The organism is Pseudoalteromonas sp. QJM3NY_12, assembly GCF_056173165.1.
Genome location: NZ_CM149661.1, coordinates 2,593,727 through 2,611,651 on the forward strand (window position 1 = coordinate 2,593,727; position 17,925 = coordinate 2,611,651).

General features: G+C 41.6%; 23 protein-coding genes. 5 read left to right on the forward strand and 18 right to left on the reverse strand.

Annotated features, from left to right (window positions below; translation table 11 throughout):
- Positions 1–86: 86 nt before the first annotated feature.
- The 10 genes from AC0VZ5_RS12190 to AC0VZ5_RS12235 all read right to left on the reverse strand — a co-directional run bounded on the left by AC0VZ5_RS12190 (position 87) and on the right by AC0VZ5_RS12235 (position 6,639).
- Positions 87–911 (reverse strand): peptidoglycan DD-metalloendopeptidase family protein, encoded by an 825-nt coding sequence (locus AC0VZ5_RS12190; protein ID WP_475473035.1) that lies wholly within the window; start codon positions 909–911, stop codon positions 87–89.
- A 41-nt stretch (positions 912–952) separates the two neighbouring features.
- Positions 953–1,531 carry a YqaA family protein gene (locus AC0VZ5_RS12195; protein ID WP_138609355.1) on the reverse strand — a complete coding sequence of 193 codons (579 nt, stop codon included), beginning with the start codon at positions 1,529–1,531 and terminating at the stop codon, positions 953–955.
- A 9-nt stretch (positions 1,532–1,540) separates the two neighbouring features.
- Positions 1,541–2,179, reverse strand: a complete 639-nt coding sequence (locus AC0VZ5_RS12200) for a protein-L-isoaspartate(D-aspartate) O-methyltransferase (protein ID WP_138609357.1) — start codon at positions 2,177–2,179, stop codon at positions 1,541–1,543.
- A complete protein-coding gene (surE, locus tag AC0VZ5_RS12205) occupies positions 2,169–2,933 on the reverse strand; it encodes a 5'/3'-nucleotidase SurE (RefSeq protein WP_010387748.1) in 765 nt (254 codons plus the stop codon). Before surE ends, AC0VZ5_RS12200 begins: the two co-directional genes overlap by 11 nt.
- A complete protein-coding gene (gene truD, locus AC0VZ5_RS12210) occupies positions 2,914–3,963 on the reverse strand; it encodes a tRNA pseudouridine(13) synthase TruD (protein WP_138594111.1) in 1,050 nt (349 codons plus the stop codon). The genes surE and truD overlap by 20 nt, the downstream gene beginning before the upstream one ends.
- Entirely contained in the window at positions 3,960–4,442 is a 483-nt protein-coding gene (ispF, locus tag AC0VZ5_RS12215) for a 2-C-methyl-D-erythritol 2,4-cyclodiphosphate synthase (RefSeq protein WP_008464226.1), read from the reverse strand. Before ispF ends, truD begins: the two co-directional genes overlap by 4 nt.
- Positions 4,439–5,140: a 2-C-methyl-D-erythritol 4-phosphate cytidylyltransferase gene (gene ispD / locus AC0VZ5_RS12220; RefSeq protein WP_475473040.1), complete on the reverse strand. Its 702-nt coding sequence runs from the start codon at positions 5,138–5,140 to the stop codon at positions 4,439–4,441. The genes ispF and ispD overlap by 4 nt, the downstream gene beginning before the upstream one ends.
- Positions 5,130–5,417: a cell division protein FtsB gene (gene ftsB, locus AC0VZ5_RS12225; protein WP_008110330.1), complete on the reverse strand. Its 288-nt coding sequence runs from the start codon at positions 5,415–5,417 to the stop codon at positions 5,130–5,132. The genes ispD and ftsB overlap by 11 nt, the downstream gene beginning before the upstream one ends.
- Before the next feature lie 34 nt (positions 5,418–5,451).
- On the reverse strand, positions 5,452–6,084 hold the full coding sequence (locus tag AC0VZ5_RS12230; RefSeq protein WP_054201789.1) for a hypothetical protein: 633 nt from the start codon (positions 6,082–6,084) through the stop codon (positions 5,452–5,454).
- 75 nt (positions 6,085–6,159) lie between these two features.
- Positions 6,160–6,639: a DUF2947 domain-containing protein gene (locus tag AC0VZ5_RS12235; RefSeq protein WP_178956473.1), complete on the reverse strand. Its 480-nt coding sequence runs from the start codon at positions 6,637–6,639 to the stop codon at positions 6,160–6,162.
- A gap of 61 nt (positions 6,640–6,700) precedes the next feature.
- On the opposite strand from AC0VZ5_RS12235, the gene AC0VZ5_RS12240 reads away from it, so the two are divergent.
- The 3 genes from AC0VZ5_RS12240 to AC0VZ5_RS12250 are packed head-to-tail and all read left to right on the forward strand — an operon-like array spanning position 6,701 to position 9,017.
- Positions 6,701–6,925: a DUF1653 domain-containing protein gene (locus AC0VZ5_RS12240; protein WP_008110327.1), complete on the forward strand. Its 225-nt coding sequence runs from the start codon at positions 6,701–6,703 to the stop codon at positions 6,923–6,925.
- 54 nt (positions 6,926–6,979) lie between these two features.
- Positions 6,980–7,828, forward strand: a complete 849-nt coding sequence (locus AC0VZ5_RS12245; protein ID WP_008464234.1) for an AAA family ATPase — start codon at positions 6,980–6,982, stop codon at positions 7,826–7,828.
- 1 nt (position 7,829) lies between these two features.
- Entirely contained in the window at positions 7,830–9,017 is a 1,188-nt protein-coding gene (locus tag AC0VZ5_RS12250; RefSeq protein ID WP_475473043.1) for a vWA domain-containing protein, read from the forward strand.
- Between the two features lie 107 nt (positions 9,018–9,124).
- On the opposite strand, the gene AC0VZ5_RS12255 is transcribed toward AC0VZ5_RS12250, so the two are convergent.
- The 8 genes from AC0VZ5_RS12255 to tkt all read right to left on the reverse strand — a co-directional run bounded on the left by AC0VZ5_RS12255 (position 9,125) and on the right by tkt (position 15,806).
- Positions 9,125–9,529: a DUF1801 domain-containing protein gene (locus AC0VZ5_RS12255; protein ID WP_138596076.1), complete on the reverse strand. Its 405-nt coding sequence runs from the start codon at positions 9,527–9,529 to the stop codon at positions 9,125–9,127.
- A 290-nt stretch (positions 9,530–9,819) separates the two neighbouring features.
- Positions 9,820–10,275: a GNAT family N-acetyltransferase gene (locus AC0VZ5_RS12260; RefSeq protein ID WP_475473045.1), complete on the reverse strand. Its 456-nt coding sequence runs from the start codon at positions 10,273–10,275 to the stop codon at positions 9,820–9,822.
- A gap of 22 nt (positions 10,276–10,297) precedes the next feature.
- Positions 10,298–10,504 (reverse strand): hypothetical protein, encoded by a 207-nt coding sequence (locus AC0VZ5_RS12265; protein WP_475473046.1) that lies wholly within the window; start codon positions 10,502–10,504, stop codon positions 10,298–10,300.
- Positions 10,505–10,568: 64 nt separating this feature from the next.
- Positions 10,569–11,012 carry a hypothetical protein gene (locus AC0VZ5_RS12270; protein ID WP_475473047.1) on the reverse strand — a complete coding sequence of 148 codons (444 nt, stop codon included), beginning with the start codon at positions 11,010–11,012 and terminating at the stop codon, positions 10,569–10,571.
- Between the two features lie 130 nt (positions 11,013–11,142).
- Positions 11,143–12,375 (reverse strand): NRAMP family divalent metal transporter, encoded by a 1,233-nt coding sequence (locus AC0VZ5_RS12275; protein ID WP_475473049.1) that lies wholly within the window; start codon positions 12,373–12,375, stop codon positions 11,143–11,145.
- 142 nt (positions 12,376–12,517) lie between these two features.
- The gene (gene hpf, locus AC0VZ5_RS12280; RefSeq protein ID WP_008110321.1) at positions 12,518–12,874 is read right to left on the reverse strand and encodes a ribosome hibernation-promoting factor, HPF/YfiA family; all 357 of its coding nucleotides are present in this window, start codon (positions 12,872–12,874) and stop codon (positions 12,518–12,520) included.
- Positions 12,875–13,064: 190 nt separating this feature from the next.
- Positions 13,065–13,379 (reverse strand): pyrimidine/purine nucleoside phosphorylase, encoded by a 315-nt coding sequence (gene ppnP, locus AC0VZ5_RS12285; RefSeq protein ID WP_010387728.1) that lies wholly within the window; start codon positions 13,377–13,379, stop codon positions 13,065–13,067.
- Between the two features lie 435 nt (positions 13,380–13,814).
- Positions 13,815–15,806, reverse strand: coding sequence for a transketolase (gene tkt, locus AC0VZ5_RS12290; RefSeq protein ID WP_010387727.1), 1,992 nt, complete (start codon positions 15,804–15,806; stop codon positions 13,815–13,817).
- Positions 15,807–16,071: 265 nt separating this feature from the next.
- Here tkt and metK point away from each other — a divergent pair, with 265 nt between their 5' ends.
- On the forward strand, positions 16,072–17,223 hold the full coding sequence (gene metK, locus AC0VZ5_RS12295) for a methionine adenosyltransferase (protein ID WP_008110316.1): 1,152 nt from the start codon (positions 16,072–16,074) through the stop codon (positions 17,221–17,223).
- 139 nt (positions 17,224–17,362) lie between these two features.
- The gene (locus tag AC0VZ5_RS12300; protein ID WP_475473052.1) at positions 17,363–17,908 is read left to right on the forward strand and encodes a hypothetical protein; all 546 of its coding nucleotides are present in this window, start codon (positions 17,363–17,365) and stop codon (positions 17,906–17,908) included.
- The last annotated feature ends 17 nt before the right edge of the window (positions 17,909–17,925 follow it).

Consider the following 17,925-nt stretch of genomic DNA (forward strand, 5'->3'; position numbering starts at 1 on the left):
TTATGATTTAGGTCTGTAGTCGTTTTACAAGCTTTTGCTGTATTAGCCATGAGCCTTCTCCAGAACAGTCAATCAACACCTTCAGTTCAGGGTAGGTACTTAGCAGGGTTAACAGCTTTTCCTCGATAACGAATTTCAAAACGAAGTGCCGTTACTGAAGACTCTGAATTACCAATTTCTGCTATTTTTTGTCCCGCCTTCACTATTTGCTTTTCTTTCACAAGTAACGTTGAGTTATGTGCATAAGCACTTAGGTAATCATCATTATGTTTCAATATGATTAAATTACCGTAACCTCTTAGCGCACTACCCGCGTAAACTACCGTTCCTTTTGCAGCGGCGAGTACAGCAGTACCCTTTTTATTAGCAATCTGTAGGCCTTTGTAACCATTTTCCTTGTTAGAAAAGCGTTTTGTTATTTTACCTTTAGCAGGCCAAAACCAACTCAACTTTTTAGCTGAAGAACCTTGAGACTGACTAATTTTTTGGTTAGCTTGTTTTTGAACATACCTACGTTTTTTCGGCTTATCAAGCTCTTTCTTTAATTTTCTGTTACTTTTTTGTAAATTAGATGACTTTTTAGCGGGCTTATTTTGGTAAGTTTTTTGTGCAACCCTTGACCTACTTGGTTCTAAAAGGGATACAACCTGACCAGGAACAATAGTGTAAGGTGATGGAATTGAATTATTTTTTGCAAGTTCTCTGAAATCTTTTCCAGCACTAAAAGCAATCGAATAAAGTGTATCGCCTTTTTGTACCGCGTACTTGCCACCGTTAATATTAATCCGTGAGGGATAGTCATTAATATTATTATTTAAACTACTTACAGGAGCAGGAACATGGCGAGACGAGCATGCACAAAGCAAAACACTAATAAATAAAGCAACATAACAGCGTATTTGTTTATTCAATGTGTTTTGCCCTCTGTTTTAACATCGTTGCATTATGGCGATTATCGCAATAATACGTACGCAACAGCGATTAAAGCAACCACTGCCCAGCCAAGTACTTCAATATATTGACGTAATTTTTGTTCCATTTTAACTCCACCCCACTTCATTAAAGCAGATACTAAAAAGAAACGCGCGCCACGCCCAATAGCCGAGGCAATAATAAAGGGTAAAAACGCCATTTGTAATACGCCAGCGCCAATGGTAAATACCTTATAAGGAATAGGAGAAAACCCCGCTATAAATACCACCCAAACGCCATAATCTTTAAACCATGCAAGCGCCGTATTAAATTTATCTTGCCATTGCATTTGCGCAATAAAGGGCTCTACAACCGGTTCAAACAACCAAAATCCAAGCAGGTAACCTAGCACGCCGCCGAGCACAGACGCAACCGTGGCAAAGCTTGCAAATCGCCATGCCTTACTCGGTTGCGCTAGCGACATAGGCGCTAACATTACATCAGGTGGAACTGGGAAGAAAACCGACTCGGCAAAACTCATCCCTGCTAAATAACGTTCTGCATGGCGGTGTTTAGCCCACACTAACGCCATATCGTATAACTTGGTAAACAACTTCAAAATGAATTCCTATTCAATATCACCAGGGACTAAAGGTACAAATCTTACTGGCGCAATTACATGCTCTGTAAAGTTATCGCCTTGGCGAATAACCATGGTTAATTTTTGTTCTTCCTCACCAATAGGGGCCAGTAATACGCCTCCATCAGCAAGTTGTGCGAGTAACTCGGGGGGAATGGTGGTTGCCGCAGCAGTCACGATAATGCCATCAAATGGCGCTTGTGACTGCCAGCCTTGCCAACCATCGCCATGTTTCATGGTGACATTGTACAAATCAAGCTGGTGTAATCGGCGTTTAGCTTGCCATTGTAAGGCTTTAATACGCTCTACCGAATATACCTTATCAAAGGTTTTAGCCAAAACCGCCGTTTGATAGCCCGACCCTGTGCCTATTTCTAACACCTTATGTTGCACACCGGCTAATCGCATTAGCTCGGTCATGCGCGCAACAATATAAGGCTGAGAAATAGTTTGCCCTTGCCCTATCGGTAACGCGGTATTCTGATACGCTTTATGCTTGAGTACATCATCAATAAATATATGCCGAGGAATTTGCGCAATCGCTTTTAAAACCTCTTTGTCTTCTACGCCATCTCGCTGTAAAAGGTCTGAAAGTGCTTGTGCACTGCGAGTATAATTAGCCAGCACGGTTAATCTCCAACTCGGCTAACCACTCTCCCACGGCTTTAATACTGTCTTTGGCGGTCATATCAACGCTTAACGGGGTCACTGATGCATAGCCATTATTAACCGCATAAAAGTCAGTACCTTCACCGGCGTCGCTTTCAAGCCCTAGCGATCCATACCAAAAAATATCGCGTCCCCATGGATCGGTTTGCTTGGTCATAGTTTCTGCTTTGTGACGAGCTCCTAAACGAGTTACCTGAACGCCTTTAAGCTCAGAGAGCGGAATATCGGGAACATTAATATTAATGATCTGATCTTTCGGCAACGGATGCGAGGCAAGCCCTTTAATAATATTTACAGTAACGGCTGCCGCTGTTTCAAAATGCTCACCATGATGAGAGCACAAAGATACCGCAATTGCTGGTAAGCCTAAATGACGGCCTTCAGTCGCCGCAGCAACTGTACCAGAGTAAAGCGTATCATCGCCTAAATTACCGCCATGATTAATACCAGCAACAACCAAATCGGGTTTTTCATCCACTAATTGATTAACACCTAAATGCACACAATCAGTGGGTGTACCGTTTACCGACATAAAACCGTTGTCGAGCGTTGTGGCACGCAGCGGATTCATTAGCGTTAGTGAATTACTAGCACCACTACAATTTCTATCTGGAGCAACCAGCGTTACCTCAGCAATTTGTGTTAATGCTTGATATAAAACAGCAATACCTTTGGCATTAACACCATCATCATTACTTAATAGAATCTTCATCTGCGGTATCCTTTTCTTTTCGCTCGCGAGGGCTGGCATCAGTATAATCGACCAGTTCGCGCAGTAAAGCCGTTGCAAAACAGCCTTTGGGTAAACCAAAGCTGAGTTTTAATGTGCGTTCATCAAGCGTTTCTATGCTTAGCTCTTGGGGTATTAAACGCAGCATTCTACGCTCGTTTTTAAGCCCTAAATCCCCTAAGCCATCACACCATGCTTGATACGGTGCCAACCATGTTTTTTCTTGTTCGGTTAAGCCTTTTTCACTTTTGCCCACCATGGGCGCCGACATCATAATGTCGCCAGAGGCAAGCCGTGCAATATTTTCATCACTTATCGCATCTTCAAAAAATGCATTACTGCCACTGAGCATAAATACTTCGCGATGCATGGTTTTAGCAAGGCCATGCTCAGCCACGCGTAAACTAACAATTTGATTAAACACATGTGAACGCGCAGCAGAAATAATAATGCCTCGCAGCTTTTTATCGCGAATACGCTCACCGGCAAACATTTTTTCGGCCATCACTAGGTTGTGTCCATCACGACCAAAGCGCTGTTCACCAAAATAGTTAGGCACACCTGCGCGTACCGCGTTTATACGGCATAAAATATCAAGCGGCTCGGTTACATTGCGCAAGGTAATAGTAAATCTATTTCCTTTATGGCAACCAGTGCGCAATTTTCGCTCATGGCGCTGCTGCGATACCACAAATACGCTTTCACTGTTCAGCTCAGTAAAATCAATATGCTTTTTAATCGGTACTTTTACGCTAAACCACTGCGAGCATACTCCATGGCGGTCTTTCATACCGGCATAGCTTACATCACGTGGCGATACACCCGCTTTTTGTGCAATCAGCTTGGCAACATATTGGGTGTTTTCACCCTTTTTAACCACTTGCAAACACACATGTTCGCCACTGCCGGTAAACTCTATACCGAGATCCTCATCAACCATAAAGTCTTCTGCGGTGGTTTTAAAGTCGGCTTTGGAAAGCGGCGCGCCATATAAATAATTTAATTCGCTCATGCGTTTTGTTTGCTCATAATGACCACGGCATGGCTTGAAATGCCTTCTTTACGCCCCTCAAAACCGAGCTTTTCGGTAGTAGTAGCTTTTACATTTACCTGTGAAAGCTCGGCATTTAAATCACTGGCAAGGTTGCCACGCATCGCTTGAATGTGCGGCAGCATTTTTGGTGCTTGTGCCACAATAGTGACATCCGCATTGCCCAATACATAACCTTGTTGCTTGGCTAGGTTCACTACATGGCGAAGTAAAATACGGCTATCAATATTTTCATATTCACTGGCCGTATCCGGAAAGTGCTTACCAATATCGCCCAGCGCTAATGATCCTAAAATAGCGTCACATAAGGCATGAATAGCTACATCACCATCTGAGTGTGCTAAAAAGCCTTGTGGATAATCAATTTTTTCGCCGCAGATAGTTAAAGGCCCTTGGCCTCCAAATTTATGTACGTCAAAACCATGGCCTATTCGTATCATTTTGCACTCTCATTATTTTGTTTTTGCAGTAAAAAGCCTGCTAAATCTAAATCTTCTGGGGTGGTGATTTTAATATTATCACTACGCCCTGCTACCAGCTTTACCGGCTTATTTGCCCACTCCATTGCACTGGCTTCATCAGTAATGGTTGCACCGCTGTTAAGCGCACTTTGCAATGCCGTTTTAAGCTCGTCATATTTAAACAGTTGCGGAGTAAGCGCTTGCCATAAATCATCACGAGGCACAGTTTGCTGCGCATGGCTTTGCCCTCGTTTTATAGTGTCTTTTACTTTGCTGGCTAAAATGCCGCCTTCATCAGCCTGCATGCACTGTGCGATTAAGCGCGCTATATCAGCAATATCGACTAAAGGTCTTGCAGCGTCATGCACCAAAACCCAAGCAGGTGGGTTGGCAGCTAAAAACAATAAACTGTTTAACACTGAATCTGCGCGCTCTTTACCGCCAATAGCACGCACAATGCGAGGATCAGCTAGCGTAAGGTCGTCAAAGTAGGGGTCGGTTTCGCTCAGAGCCACCACTATAGAGTTTAACTGCGGTAACTGCGATAACTTAGCGAGCGTATGCTCTAGAATGGTTTTCCCTGCTAAGGAAATATATTGCTTTGGTGTTGTGTGTTGCATTCGACTGCCAACACCTGCGGCAGGAACAATAGCAGCAATAGTTTGTTTATTTGTCATGGTGTTGAGCCGGTAAAACACGAATAAAGGTTTCGTCCGGTTTAATCATTCCTAATTCGTTGCGGGCACGCTCTTCAATGCCTTCGTGGCCGAGCTTTAAATCTTCTATATCCGCTTTTAATACTTTATTACGCTTTATTAGTTTTTCGTTAGTTTGTTGATGCGATGCCACCGCATTTTTTAAACGGGTGTAGTCTTGCACCCCGTTATGACCAAACCAAAGGCGATACTGGATAAAAAGTGCTAAGCACAACAAGCCAAATTGAAAAAATCGCATTAAACACTCCTTATTTTAATTTTTAATTATCTACTTATGCTAGCGGCCGCTTAACATTGCGCCAATTAATATTGGCAGCTAGTAACATTTCCCGTAGTGACAAAACCCGTGGCGTGCTACGCTTTGAAAACTGCCACTGGTGGCCACAACACGCCGCTGCAAGGCTCGTTTTACTAGGTTTAAGCAGTTGCGCACTTTGCTGCTCAAGTCCTTGGCCTAAAAAATCAAACCAGCCAAGTTCATTACAATGCAGTTGCGTATCAGCTACTTGATCAATGCTGTCTATTCTAACCCGAATTTGACCGTGACTTTGTAATAATACTGGAATTATTAGCCCTACTTTGGCATGCGCTTGATAAAAAAGTTCATTCGCTGAAGGATTAGCCTCTGGCGGTGTTGGTTTTTGCTTTTCAAGCCAGCCTCCATTTTGCGCATCAAGCGTAAAAGGCAATGGTGCATTAGCTACACGTGTTGCGGCACGTTCAATATAATAAGGCAGACTTTTTAATTGCCTGCGTAAACGGTCACCATTAGGTTCAGCCACTAAGCGCTGAACTTCACGCTGATAAAAAGCATTGCATAATTGTGCGTAAAGCACTTTTTGTGCATCAGTTTGCCACATTTCAACTTGCTGGCTTGTGTTAAACTGCTTATTTTTAGCAACCAATCGCTGTACTCAAAAAAACATTTTAATACTGTTTTATAACACAGTAATGCACAGTTTTTAAGCACTTGTAGTAATTTAAGCGCTTGGCTTTTCACCTAATTTTGCAATACCTGATTCTAAAAATTGCACCATAGTACTGCGCTTTTTACCTATTAATAAGCTGCCATCAGATAAAAACATAAAGTTTTGCCAGTTACGTTTAAACACATCAAATGTCGTTTCGATAATATTGTCGCGTGCCATGCAAAAATACACTGTGGTATTAGCCTGCCAATCTAAGTGGTTCAAAATAGCTTCTGGAAATTGGGGTTCTTCGCTTTCCCACGCATCTTCCCAATTAATTTCTTGGCTAAAGTTTTGCTCTTGCGCGCACCAATCGGTTTTATCAAAAAAGTCTGGATGATCATGTTCACGACTCACCATGGTTGTCCACAGTACGGCGGCACGCTCGCTGGTCATTGGTTTAATATTGGCTGCATCAATATCTGAAACCGGAATATCTTTGTGGCGAAATACCCAGGCTTTTTTGTAATCATCAAGAGAAATATAATTCATAGTATTGCTGTATTCTTTGGCATAATAAAAAGCGAAGGCAAATTATACAAGATAACAGACTATGACTACAGCACTAAAACTGGGTTTATATCAACACTACAAAGGCCCACAATATAAAGTTATGCATGTGGCGACTCACAGCGAAACCAACGAGCAATTGGTTATTTACCAAGCCTTATACGGTGAATACGGCATATGGGCACGCCCACTAAGTATGTTTACCGAAACTGTAGAAAAAGACGGTAAAACTATCGCCCGTTTTGCCTACCTTGGTGAAGCCGATTAACTATGGCATTATAACGCATAATAATTACTGCTCAGACCAGATAAAGGATAACCCGTGCAATTTAATTCTACTGATAATTACATCGCAAGCTCAGCATTAAAACAGGCCGTAAACGCCGCTATTATGCTGCAAAAACCGCTTTTAATTAAAGGCGAGCCTGGCACAGGTAAAACCATGCTGGCCGAAGAGTTAGCGAAAAGTTTAGATACTGAGCTTATTCAGTGGCATATAAAATCAACCACTAAAGCGCAGCAAGGTTTGTACGAGTACGATGCAGTATCGCGTTTGCGCGACAGCCAGCTAGGTGATGAGCGCGTTCACAATATTAGCAACTACATAGTTAAAGGTAAGCTGTGGCAAGCCTTTATGTACGCTGAATTAAACGGCAAACGCCCAGTACTGCTTATTGACGAAATAGACAAAGCCGATATTGAGTTTCCAAACGATTTACTACTCGAACTCGATAAAATGGAATTTCATGTATACGAAACCGGTGAGCGTATCGTGGCCAAAGAGCGCCCTATTGTGATCATCACATCAAACAATGAAAAAGAGCTGCCTGATGCGTTTTTACGCCGCTGCTTTTTCCATTATATTGATTTTCCAAATAGCGACGAAATGCAGCAAATTATTGATGTGCACTACCCGCATGTTAAACAAGATTTAGTTCGCCAAGCGCTAGAAGTATTTTTTAACTTACGTGAAGCCAACGGCCTTAAAAAGAAGCCATCTACCAGCGAATTACTGGATTGGTTAAAACTATTAATGGCTGAAGATATAGACGCCAAAACCCTGCACGATAAAGCGCAAAAAGGCGGTTTAATGCCGATGTTTGGTGCGCTGCTTAAAAACGAGCAAGACATAAGCCTAATCGAAAAACTTGCGTTTATGAGCCGTCGCTAACATGTTAGTACAGTTTTTCTTCAAATTACGAGAATACCGCTTACCAGTGAGCCTAAGAGAGCTACTCGATTTAATTAACGCTTTAAAACAAGGCGTTATATTTGCTGATGTAGACGGGTTTTATCATTTAGCGCGCACTATTATGGTAAAAGACGAAACCCATTTTGACCGGTTCGATAAAGCCTTTAGCGATTACTTTAGCGGTATTGCCGACTTAGACCTACTCGAGAGCTTAAAACAGCAACACAACTTACCTGAAGATTGGTTGCGTAAAGAGTTTGAAAAGCACCTAAGCGATGAAGAAAAAGCCCAACTAAAAGCCATGGGTGGGCTCGACGAGCTAATGAAAACCCTAAAAGAGCGTTTAGAAGAACAGCAAAAACGCCATGCTGGCGGCAATAAGTGGGTAGGTACAGGCGGCACCTCGCCTTTTGGGGCATACGGCTATAACCCTGAGGGTGTACGTATTGGTCAAGACGGCAACCGCAATCGCCAAGCAGTAAAAGTGTGGGATAAGCGCGAATACCGTAACCTCGATTCTGACCGCGAAATTGGTTCACGTACCATAAAGCTGGCACTTAAAAAACTACGCAAATTTGCTCGTACTGGCGCAAGCGACACCCTTGATTTAAACGAGACTATTCGCGCGACCGCCAAGCAAGGCGGCATGCTCGATGTAAAAATGGCCCCCGAGCGCCATAACGCGGTAAAAGTATTGATGCTGTTTGATATTGGCGGTTCAATGGATGACTACATTCACACCTGTGAAGAGTTATTTAGCGCCGCCCACAGCGAGTTTAAACATTTAGAGTTTTACTACTTTCATAACTGTTTATACGAACACGTTTGGCAAGATAACCAACGCCGCCACTCAAACGTTATTGACACCATGACGCTCATTAACAAGTTTACCAGCGACTACAAAGTTATATTTGTTGGTGATGCCACTATGGGCCCGTATGAAATTGCCTACCCTGGCGGCTCAGTAGAACATTGGAATGAAGAACCCGGCAGTGCATGGTTAAACCGAATCACTAATCACTTTGATAAAGTCGCGTGGCTCAACCCACAGCCGGTTGAGCATTGGCCGTACTATCAATCAATTGACTTTATAAAGCAGCTGATGGATAACAGAATGTATGCGCTGAGTTTAGATGGGATAAGTAGAGCAATAAAAGAGCTGAGTTGATAGTTAATATCTATGGCAGCTCAGTGCCAATTACGGACATTAGTAACGCTAAGCTAACAGGTAGTGACCGAAAGGAGCGAGTTGAGCGCTTTATATGTGATTACCTATTAAGCGCCTAAAAGTGGCAAATGCTTTCGCTGCTGATAGGTTAAAGCTAGCTCTAAGCAGTTCTTGATTTCCGCCTCAGGCAACGAACTAGATAAACTTAATACGATTGCTCTATTACCTTGAAATTCGAGTGTGTCATTGTGCAGCTCTCTAAATGTATCGATTAACTTAGTTTGGCAGTTGAAGAACAAGTAGTATTGGTTTGGCGATTTCAACTTCCAATCAGTTCGAATTGGGCTGCCTGTTTTTACACTATAACTATGCTCACCCCATTTCAGTGACTCTTCGACTTCACCTAGCTCCAAATCGGATGCCAGCTTGAGGATTAAAGTTCGTAACTCCTCAAGTCGTAGCCGAACTTTTTCGGGATATTCTTCGAAGCGATTTTTGACTACCTCGTCCATTGAAAGCTCCTATTCAAATAACAACTTTATCAGAGGACACTTTCCCTATTCTAGCGCGAAAACGTCCATATTTCATGAGCTTCTATTTTTAGCAAATAGTGTAAGTTATTACCAGCTATAAATATTATTCCTCTTGTAGTTTATCTGAGCGTATAAAAAAGAGGAAAGCTTCCTTCTTTCTTACTAAGTAAATGACGACTCACCTAAATGACCGCTTCTCGCTCTGAAGAGCCATGCGGATAATATTTAAATCATATAACTACAAAACGTTACTTCTCGGTCATTTTAGTTTAAACCGATTTACTCATAAACAGGCTATACGGATCTAGTTCATAATTCCCAAACGGTTCACACTCTTTAAAACCAAATTGGACGTAGAGCTTTTGTGCGGGCAAAAATGCTTCTGCTGTTCCAGTTTCTAAGCTTATTGTTTTGTAACCTCGCAGTGCTGCTTGCTTAATAATATGCGTGAGTAACTTAGCCGCCATGCCTTGGCGTAAATAGTTACTTGAGGTACGCATTGATTTAATTTCGCCATGAGTTGTATTGAGCGCTTTTAATGCACCTACACCCGCTAAATTATTATCAATCCATAAGCTATAAAATGTTATGTTGGGCTGAGTGAGTTTACTCACATCAAGTGCATGTACACTCTCAACAGGTGAGTGCTTTAGCATATCGTTATGATGCGCTTGTAGTAACTTTATAACGTGTGGGTTTGAAAGCTCGCCTGTTCTTATTTCCATTTTCAACTCATTTCTCCGTGTATTAATATTTAATATAAAGCGCTAATAACCTTATATTTAACTCATCATGACTAGAAGCTAAAACGCTACCGACTGATTTCGAGTGTTCTAAGCCCCCTATTCGCATCTCAAACTTTTGATTATCAAAACTATCAATAAAAATATGTACTTCTTTATCCTTATCATAAAATGATGCGAAGTTGTCTGTAATGAGCATATTAAATATCATAGTTTCTTCCTTGTAGATTAAACATAAGATAATGATTACCTAGGACAATTTAAAGTTACAAGGTTTATAACGAAGGGTTGTTATAAATTTTAAAATATTGATAAAAAATATTCTTTCTCGAAACCCCTTTAAGTGAAGAAATAAGAGGAAATAAGAACTCCTTACTATCTAGTATTTCTATTTTCCATTTAGTATCGCCAATAAAATGAAAAGTTAACGTGTTCGAGTTTTGAATATTATAATTTCGAAAAGCTCCCGTTGAATACATGCTACCAATCGTAGCTGAATCAATAATATCAAGGCGCTCATTCAAGAGATGGATATGAAGCATATCCTCGTAAGGAATGTCATCCGTCATAAAGACAAGGTATTTACAACCTGCTTTAATACAAAGCTCCAAATAAGTACCATCAACAACTTTATCTGTTTGCGTATTATTTAAAAAAATACAGCTCTGTTCTGGAGACTTAGGGATTGTTTTAAATACTTGGCTTTCAAGTATGATCATCTTTTTCACCTAGCTATTACTTTTGACAGGCCAATTCTCGCCCACCGTAGGCTATCGTGGTCCAAACTAGCCGATATTTATGCAGAGGTTGTTTGATTTGTACCTTTCACCTCGAACCTCGAATATAAAATCACATCAACTTCCACACTACAAACGCAACAGCAAAACCAACCAAGTACACCAAGCCTAACCAGGTTAAGCCACGCAAAAGTAGACTGTGTTTAATCGCAGGCTCTGAGCGAACTAGGCTGAAGTTAAGCCATGCAAAAACGGGTGTAGTTACAAACGCAAGCGTCATGGCAAAGGTAAGCATGGGCCCAAGGGCTGATTTGAAAAATAAGATCACCGCCATACCAGCCAACGCTTGTAATATAAGCCACGTATTTAAGCTGTGTTTTGATTGCTTAAAACCAAGAAGTTTATGCGATTCGTTAAGTGTGCGGGCGTAACCGTCAAGCACGGTGAGTGTGGTGCCAAACATACACAAAAACGCGATGGCAGATACCAAAGGCCTTGCCCACTCGCCAATAGTCAATGCGTACATATCAATCAGCTGTTTAGCAAAGGCGACACCGCCAAGCTCTATATTACTGCTTTGCCCATATTGCACTAACGCACCTAAACTAAAAAATACCAGCGCAAGCCCGGCGGTTAACCAATAACCTACATTAAAGTCGAATAAGCCTTGGCTTTTAGTCACACTTTGCTGAGCTTGTTTTTCTTTAAGCCACAACGAGCTCAGAGCCGAAATTTCAATAGGCGCTGGCATCCAGCCCATTAAGGCAACCATAAAGCCTAACATGGCAAGTTCATATGGTGAGGGGCCAACATAGTTTACAGGAGCTACAGGGCCGTTATTTATAGCAATAACTAATGCGGTTATGGTTGCTATAGTAAGTAGCCCCATAATAGCTTTTGCAACGTTATCGAGCGCTTTAAAGTGCCCTAGTAATAATATAATTAAACACACAGCCAATATTAACCAGCACAATAAGGTAACAGGAATACTAATAGGTAATGCGTAGTGTAATAAGCTCGCCGTAAGCAACAATACGCCCGCGGTATTTACCACAGCGGCAATAATATTGAGGGCAATAAAACTGTAAAAATAGCCAGGCCCTTGGTTTTTATATCCTTCGACTAAACTATTTTTAGTAGCGAGTGTGTACTCCATACCAAAACGAAAAAACGGGTACTTTAAAACGTTAACCACCACAATAAGCCAAAATAGCTGCCAGCCAAATAATGCGCCAGCTTGGGTCGATGCAACTAAGTGTGAGCCACCAATGGCAGCGGTGGCCATTAAAATACCCGGGCCGAGCGCCCCTAACCTAGACTTCCATGTGCTTTGTGTGTACTGCATTAACTTCTCAAATTTGGTGTGTTATGTGCTTTTATTATTAATTTTAATCATTAATAAACTGTGTGAATGCATAACTTACCTAATTTACAGACAATAAAAAAGAGCCCTTAGGCTCTTTTTAAAAATAACACATTGTTAGTTATTAATTTAAATCCATCTCTTGGATGATTTCATGTGCTATTTCAGGTGTGGTACTTACAGGCTTTTCATGTAAGTTCGCTTTTATTTGCCCTTTACGATGCTTTAGTGCGGCATCGAGTTTTTTAGCTGCGCTGGAAATAGCTGGGTACATAACCTCGTTTTCCCCTTTAACCGATATTCGCGCACCTTCATAATTAGTACTAATTTCTGCTTGGAACTTGTGATGCTCTTTTGAAAGAATAATGTCGAGCGCTATCAATGATGGAAAATGACTCTCAATTTTAGAAAACTTTTCGTTAATGTGTTCTTTAATAGAATCAGTAACGTCAACATGGTGACCAGAAAGATTAATTTTCATAGGGTATCCTTTTTTATGTTACCTCATAGTTAGTATTGGGGGCTAAACGAATTAACACAAGAGAAAATAGCTAAATTTAGCAATTATTTATTACCCCACCTGATTTAGATCATTCATTTAGCATTAAGTATGCAAAAAGCCGCGTGATAGCGGCTTTTCAGAGGTGCTGATAATTCAACCAATTATGTAATTAATCTGTGTATGAACAACAATAATCTGCAAAATCACTTACTTTTACATGAAAGCTAACATTAGCATCAACATTAAATGACTCACCCGCATTAAATGTTTTCCACTCGCTTTCACCTGGTAATAACACATCCCACTGCCCTGCAAGTAATTCCATGCACTCTTTTTGGTTGGTATTAAACTCAAATTCACCGGGTTGCATAAAACCCAAGGTTTTCGCTTCACCATTTCCTAAAAGCACAGTTCGGCTTGATACTTTGCCATCAAAATATACATTGGCTTTTTTAACCACACTAACGTTATCGAACTTTGGCATGTTAACTCCTGTTATTAATTTATAATTTTGCTACCTCCACAGTGCCTGATACACAAAAACCTTGCAAGTTAAGTGCTGTGAAAATTACTCACTTAGCAGCCAAAAGATTAAAAATGAACGACTTTATAGGGGAATTTGCTTCGAGCAACGGGCTAAACTTTTCGAACAGGTCTTTTAATGATTTGTGCACAAAGAGGACTATGAGACGCTACGCTTTAGAGAAGTGATCAAACAGCAGAATTGACTTTGTAATTTAGGTTTTGTATTGCCTCATTTTCTTCTCATTTACTTCTCTGTGTTCAAATAAATTTTTAATGATTTATGCACAAAGAGGGCTAGAAACACTGCGCTTTAGAGGCAGTGATAAAAGTACAACTCATAAAAAAGCCCGCCCTGTTATACACAGCGCGGGCTTTTAAATGTTAAAGCAGTCGCTTAAAACAATGCGTTTGCTTTGTTAACGATGTTTTCTACGGTGAAGCCGAAGAATTCAAATAGCTCGTTAGCTGGTGCCGACTCGCCAAAGGTGGTCATACCGACTACGGCGCCATTTAGACCTACGTACTTGTACCAGTAATCAGCAATACCCGCTTCAATCGCTACGCGACGTGAAACGCTTGCTGGTAATACGCTTTCTTTGTACTCAGGCGATTGATCTTCAAACGCATCAGTACACGGCATAGATACAACACGTACCTTTTTACCCTGCGCACGTAGCTCTTTTGCAGAGTCTTGCGCTAGTTGTACTTCAGAGCCGGTAGCAATAAGAATAAGCTCTGGGTTGCCGTCACAACTTAGGATGTAACCACCCTTTTTAACGTCGCTTAATTGCTGTGCATCACGTGCTTGTTGCTCTAAGCCTTGGCGAGTAAAGATTAATGATGTAGGACCGTCTTTACGTTCAATAGCTTGTTGCCATGCAATTGCCGACTCAACTTGGTCACATGGGCGCCAGTTGTAAAGGTTAGGCGTTAAACGCATGCTGGCAATTTGCTCTACTGGTTGGTGAGTTGGACCATCTTCACCTAAACCAATTGAATCGTGCGTGTATACAAAAATGCTTGGTTGCTTCATTAATGCAGCCATACGAACCGCATTGCGTGCGTATTCCATAAACATTAAGAACGTTGCACCGTAAGGAATAAAGCCTTTATGAAGTGCAATACCGTTCATAATTGCCGACATACCAAACTCACGCACACCGTAGTAAACGTAGTTACCACTTGCATCGTCTGCCGTTAAGCCTTTAGAGCCATCCCAAATTGTTAAGTTTGAACCTGCTAAATCGGCAGAGCCACCCATAAACTCAGGTAGTAACGGACCAAATGCGTTTAATGCATTTTGCGATGCTTTACGTGATGCTGGATTTGCTGGGTTTGCTTGTAACTGCTCAATATACGCTTGTGACTTTTCAGCCCAATCAGCAGGTAAATCTGAATTTGTACGGCGTTTGTATTCTGCTGCTAGCTCTGGGAATGCTTGCTCGTATGCGGCAAATTTTTCGTCCCAGCTTGCTTCAAGCTGTTGGCCTTTTTCTTTGTTATCCCACTGTGCGTAAATGTCAGCAGGGATTTCAAATGCATCACCCGTCCAACCTAAAAACTCGCGAGATGCTTTAATTTCGTCATCACCTAGTGGTGCGCCATGACAGTCGTGGCTACCTGATTTATTAGGTGAGCCATATCCAATTACTGTTTTACAACAAATTAGCGTTGGTTTGTCGGTCACGCTTTTGGCTTCGCTAATTGCAGCACTTACAGCATCGCTGTCGTGGCCATCAACGTCGCTAATTACATGCCAGCCGTATGCTTTAAAACGTGCTGGTGTGTCATCGCTAAACCAGCCTTCAACTTCACCGTCGATTGAAATGCCGTTGTCATCCCAAAATGCCACTAACTTGCCTAGGCCTAATGTGCCAGCAAGCGAACAGGCTTCATGAGAAATACCTTCCATTAAACAACCATCACCCATAAATGCGTAAGTGTGGTGATCAACAATGTCATGGCCTTCACGGTTAAATTGAGCGGCTAATGCTTTTTCAGCAATTGCCATACCTACGGCATTTGTGATCCCTTGACCTAATGGACCCGTAGTGGTCTCAATTCCTGGCGCGTATCCATATTCTGGGTGGCCTGGTGTTTTAGAGTGCATTTGGCGGAAGTTTTTAATTTCGTCCAGTGGTAAATCATAACCACTTAAATGCAATAGAGAATAAATTAGCATTGAACCGTGACCATTTGAGAGTATAAATCGATCTCGGTCAGCCCACTCTGGATTTGTTGGGTTATGTTTTAGATAATCGCGCCATAATACTTCTGCGATATCAGCCATGCCCATAGGGGCTCCAGGGTGACCAGATTTGGCCTTTTGTACTGCGTCCATTGACAAGACGCGAATAGCATTTGCAAGTTCTTTGCGAGATGGCATGAATTCTCCTACCTTTATATGTATTTGCGCGGGTATTTATATACCTCCATTCTTACTTATTGTAGGGGCTGTGTGCAATTAAAAACCCATAAAAATAGGACATTATGAATATTTTTTAAGAACCTTTTACTATTATATATTTTATTTAGACGTCTAGGCGTAAAAAAACTATGCAAGTTCACTTGTTTTAGATAAAATACGCGCCTTAATTTTTTAGCGCTAATACCGACGTTTGTGAAGCGCAATATTTGTGAGCATAATTACAATGGCAAAACATTTATTTACTTCTGAATCTGTTTCTGAAGGTCATCCGGATAAAATCGCCGATCAAATTTCTGATGCGGTACTTGATGCTATCCTAGAGCAAGACTCTCATGCCCGTGTAGCGTGTGAAACTTACGTTAAAACCGGTATGGTTATGGTTGGTGGTGAAATCACGACTAGCGCATGGGTTGATATCGAAGAAATTACACGTAAAACAGTACGTGAAATTGGTTACACACACTCAGATATGGGCTTTGATGCCGATTCGTGTGCAATTTTAAACACTATTGGTAAACAGTCTCCAGACATTAACCAAGGTGTTGACCGTACAAGCCCTGAAGAGCAAGGCGCTGGCGACCAAGGCTTAATGTTTGGTTACGCATGTAACGAAACTGAAGTATTAATGCCTGCTCCAATTACTTATTCTCACCGTTTAGTACAGCGCCAAGCTGAGGTTCGTAAAAGCGGCGAGCTTAACTGGTTACGTCCAGATGCAAAATCACAAGTTACATTTGCATACGAAAATGGCAAGCCAGTAGGTATTGATGCCGTTGTACTTTCTACTCAGCACAGCGAAGATGTATCGCAAAATGACTTAGTAGAAGCGGTAATGGAAACAATTATTAAGCCAGTACTTCCTGCTGAGCTTATTACTAGCGCAACTAAATTTTTCATTAACCCAACGGGTCGTTTTGTTATTGGTGGCCCAATGGGTGACTGTGGTTTAACTGGTCGTAAAATCATTGTAGATACATACGGTGGCATGGCTCGTCACGGTGGTGGTGCTTTCTCTGGTAAAGATCCATCAAAAGTTGACCGCTCAGCGGCTTATGCTGCACGTTACGTTGCTAAAAACATTGTTGCTGCAGGCCTTGCTGATAAGTGTGAACTTCAAGTGTCTTACGCTATTGGTGTTGCAGAGCCTACTTCTATCAGTGTTGAAACATTTGGCACAGGTAAATTAGAAGAAGCGCGTTTAATTGAACTTATTCGTGAACACTTTGACTTACGCCCTTACGGTCTAATTCAAATGCTTGACCTTGAGCGCCCTATTTATCTTCCAACAGCGGCTTACGGCCACTTTGGTCGTGACGAATTCCCATGGGAACGCACAGATAAAGCAGACGCACTTCGCGCAGCAGCTGGTCTATAAGCCACTTAGCTAATATTTAAACGGCCCTTTTTAGGGCCGTTTTGCTATGTGTACTAAGTTAGTCGTAAAACAGTCTCGAACTGTTTAACATTTTAGGTATATACTCTGCTTATACAATAAAGCGTATTAGGGATAAAAAATGGCCGACAATTTTCGTGTTATATTTGTAGGACTTGCAGAAGGCGCAGACAGCCAAGCAGTGACCACTGCACTGACAGAAAAGCTGAAAACCTCGCCAGAAAAAGTGGCTGCTTTTTTTGATGGCAAACCGTTATTTGCCCCTTGCCCCAAAGATAAAGCACTCAAGCAAGCTAAGTTACTTTCAACGCTGGGGATTAAAAGCAAACTTCAGCAAGCTGCGGCTACACAAACGGCACCTCAAGCAGCTTACGACAGCCAGCGAGATCAGCGCTTATTTGACGCCCTAGATTACATTACCAGTAGCCTAATTCGACTTGAAGAAAAACTAGAAGATATTGAGCAACGCCTCCCTGAAGTTGAATTATCATTACCTGATGAAAACAATGAAGTATGGGAAGATGACGATTTAATGCTTGATGAGCCCCTCTCTACTGAGCCCAAAAAACGCGGCAACCTTGTTTTATATTCGCTGATTTCTACAGCCGTAATATTGCTTATTGTACTTGCTATGTACTTATTATTTCCTAATTTATTCTCTTTTTAATTACGGTTAAGTTATTT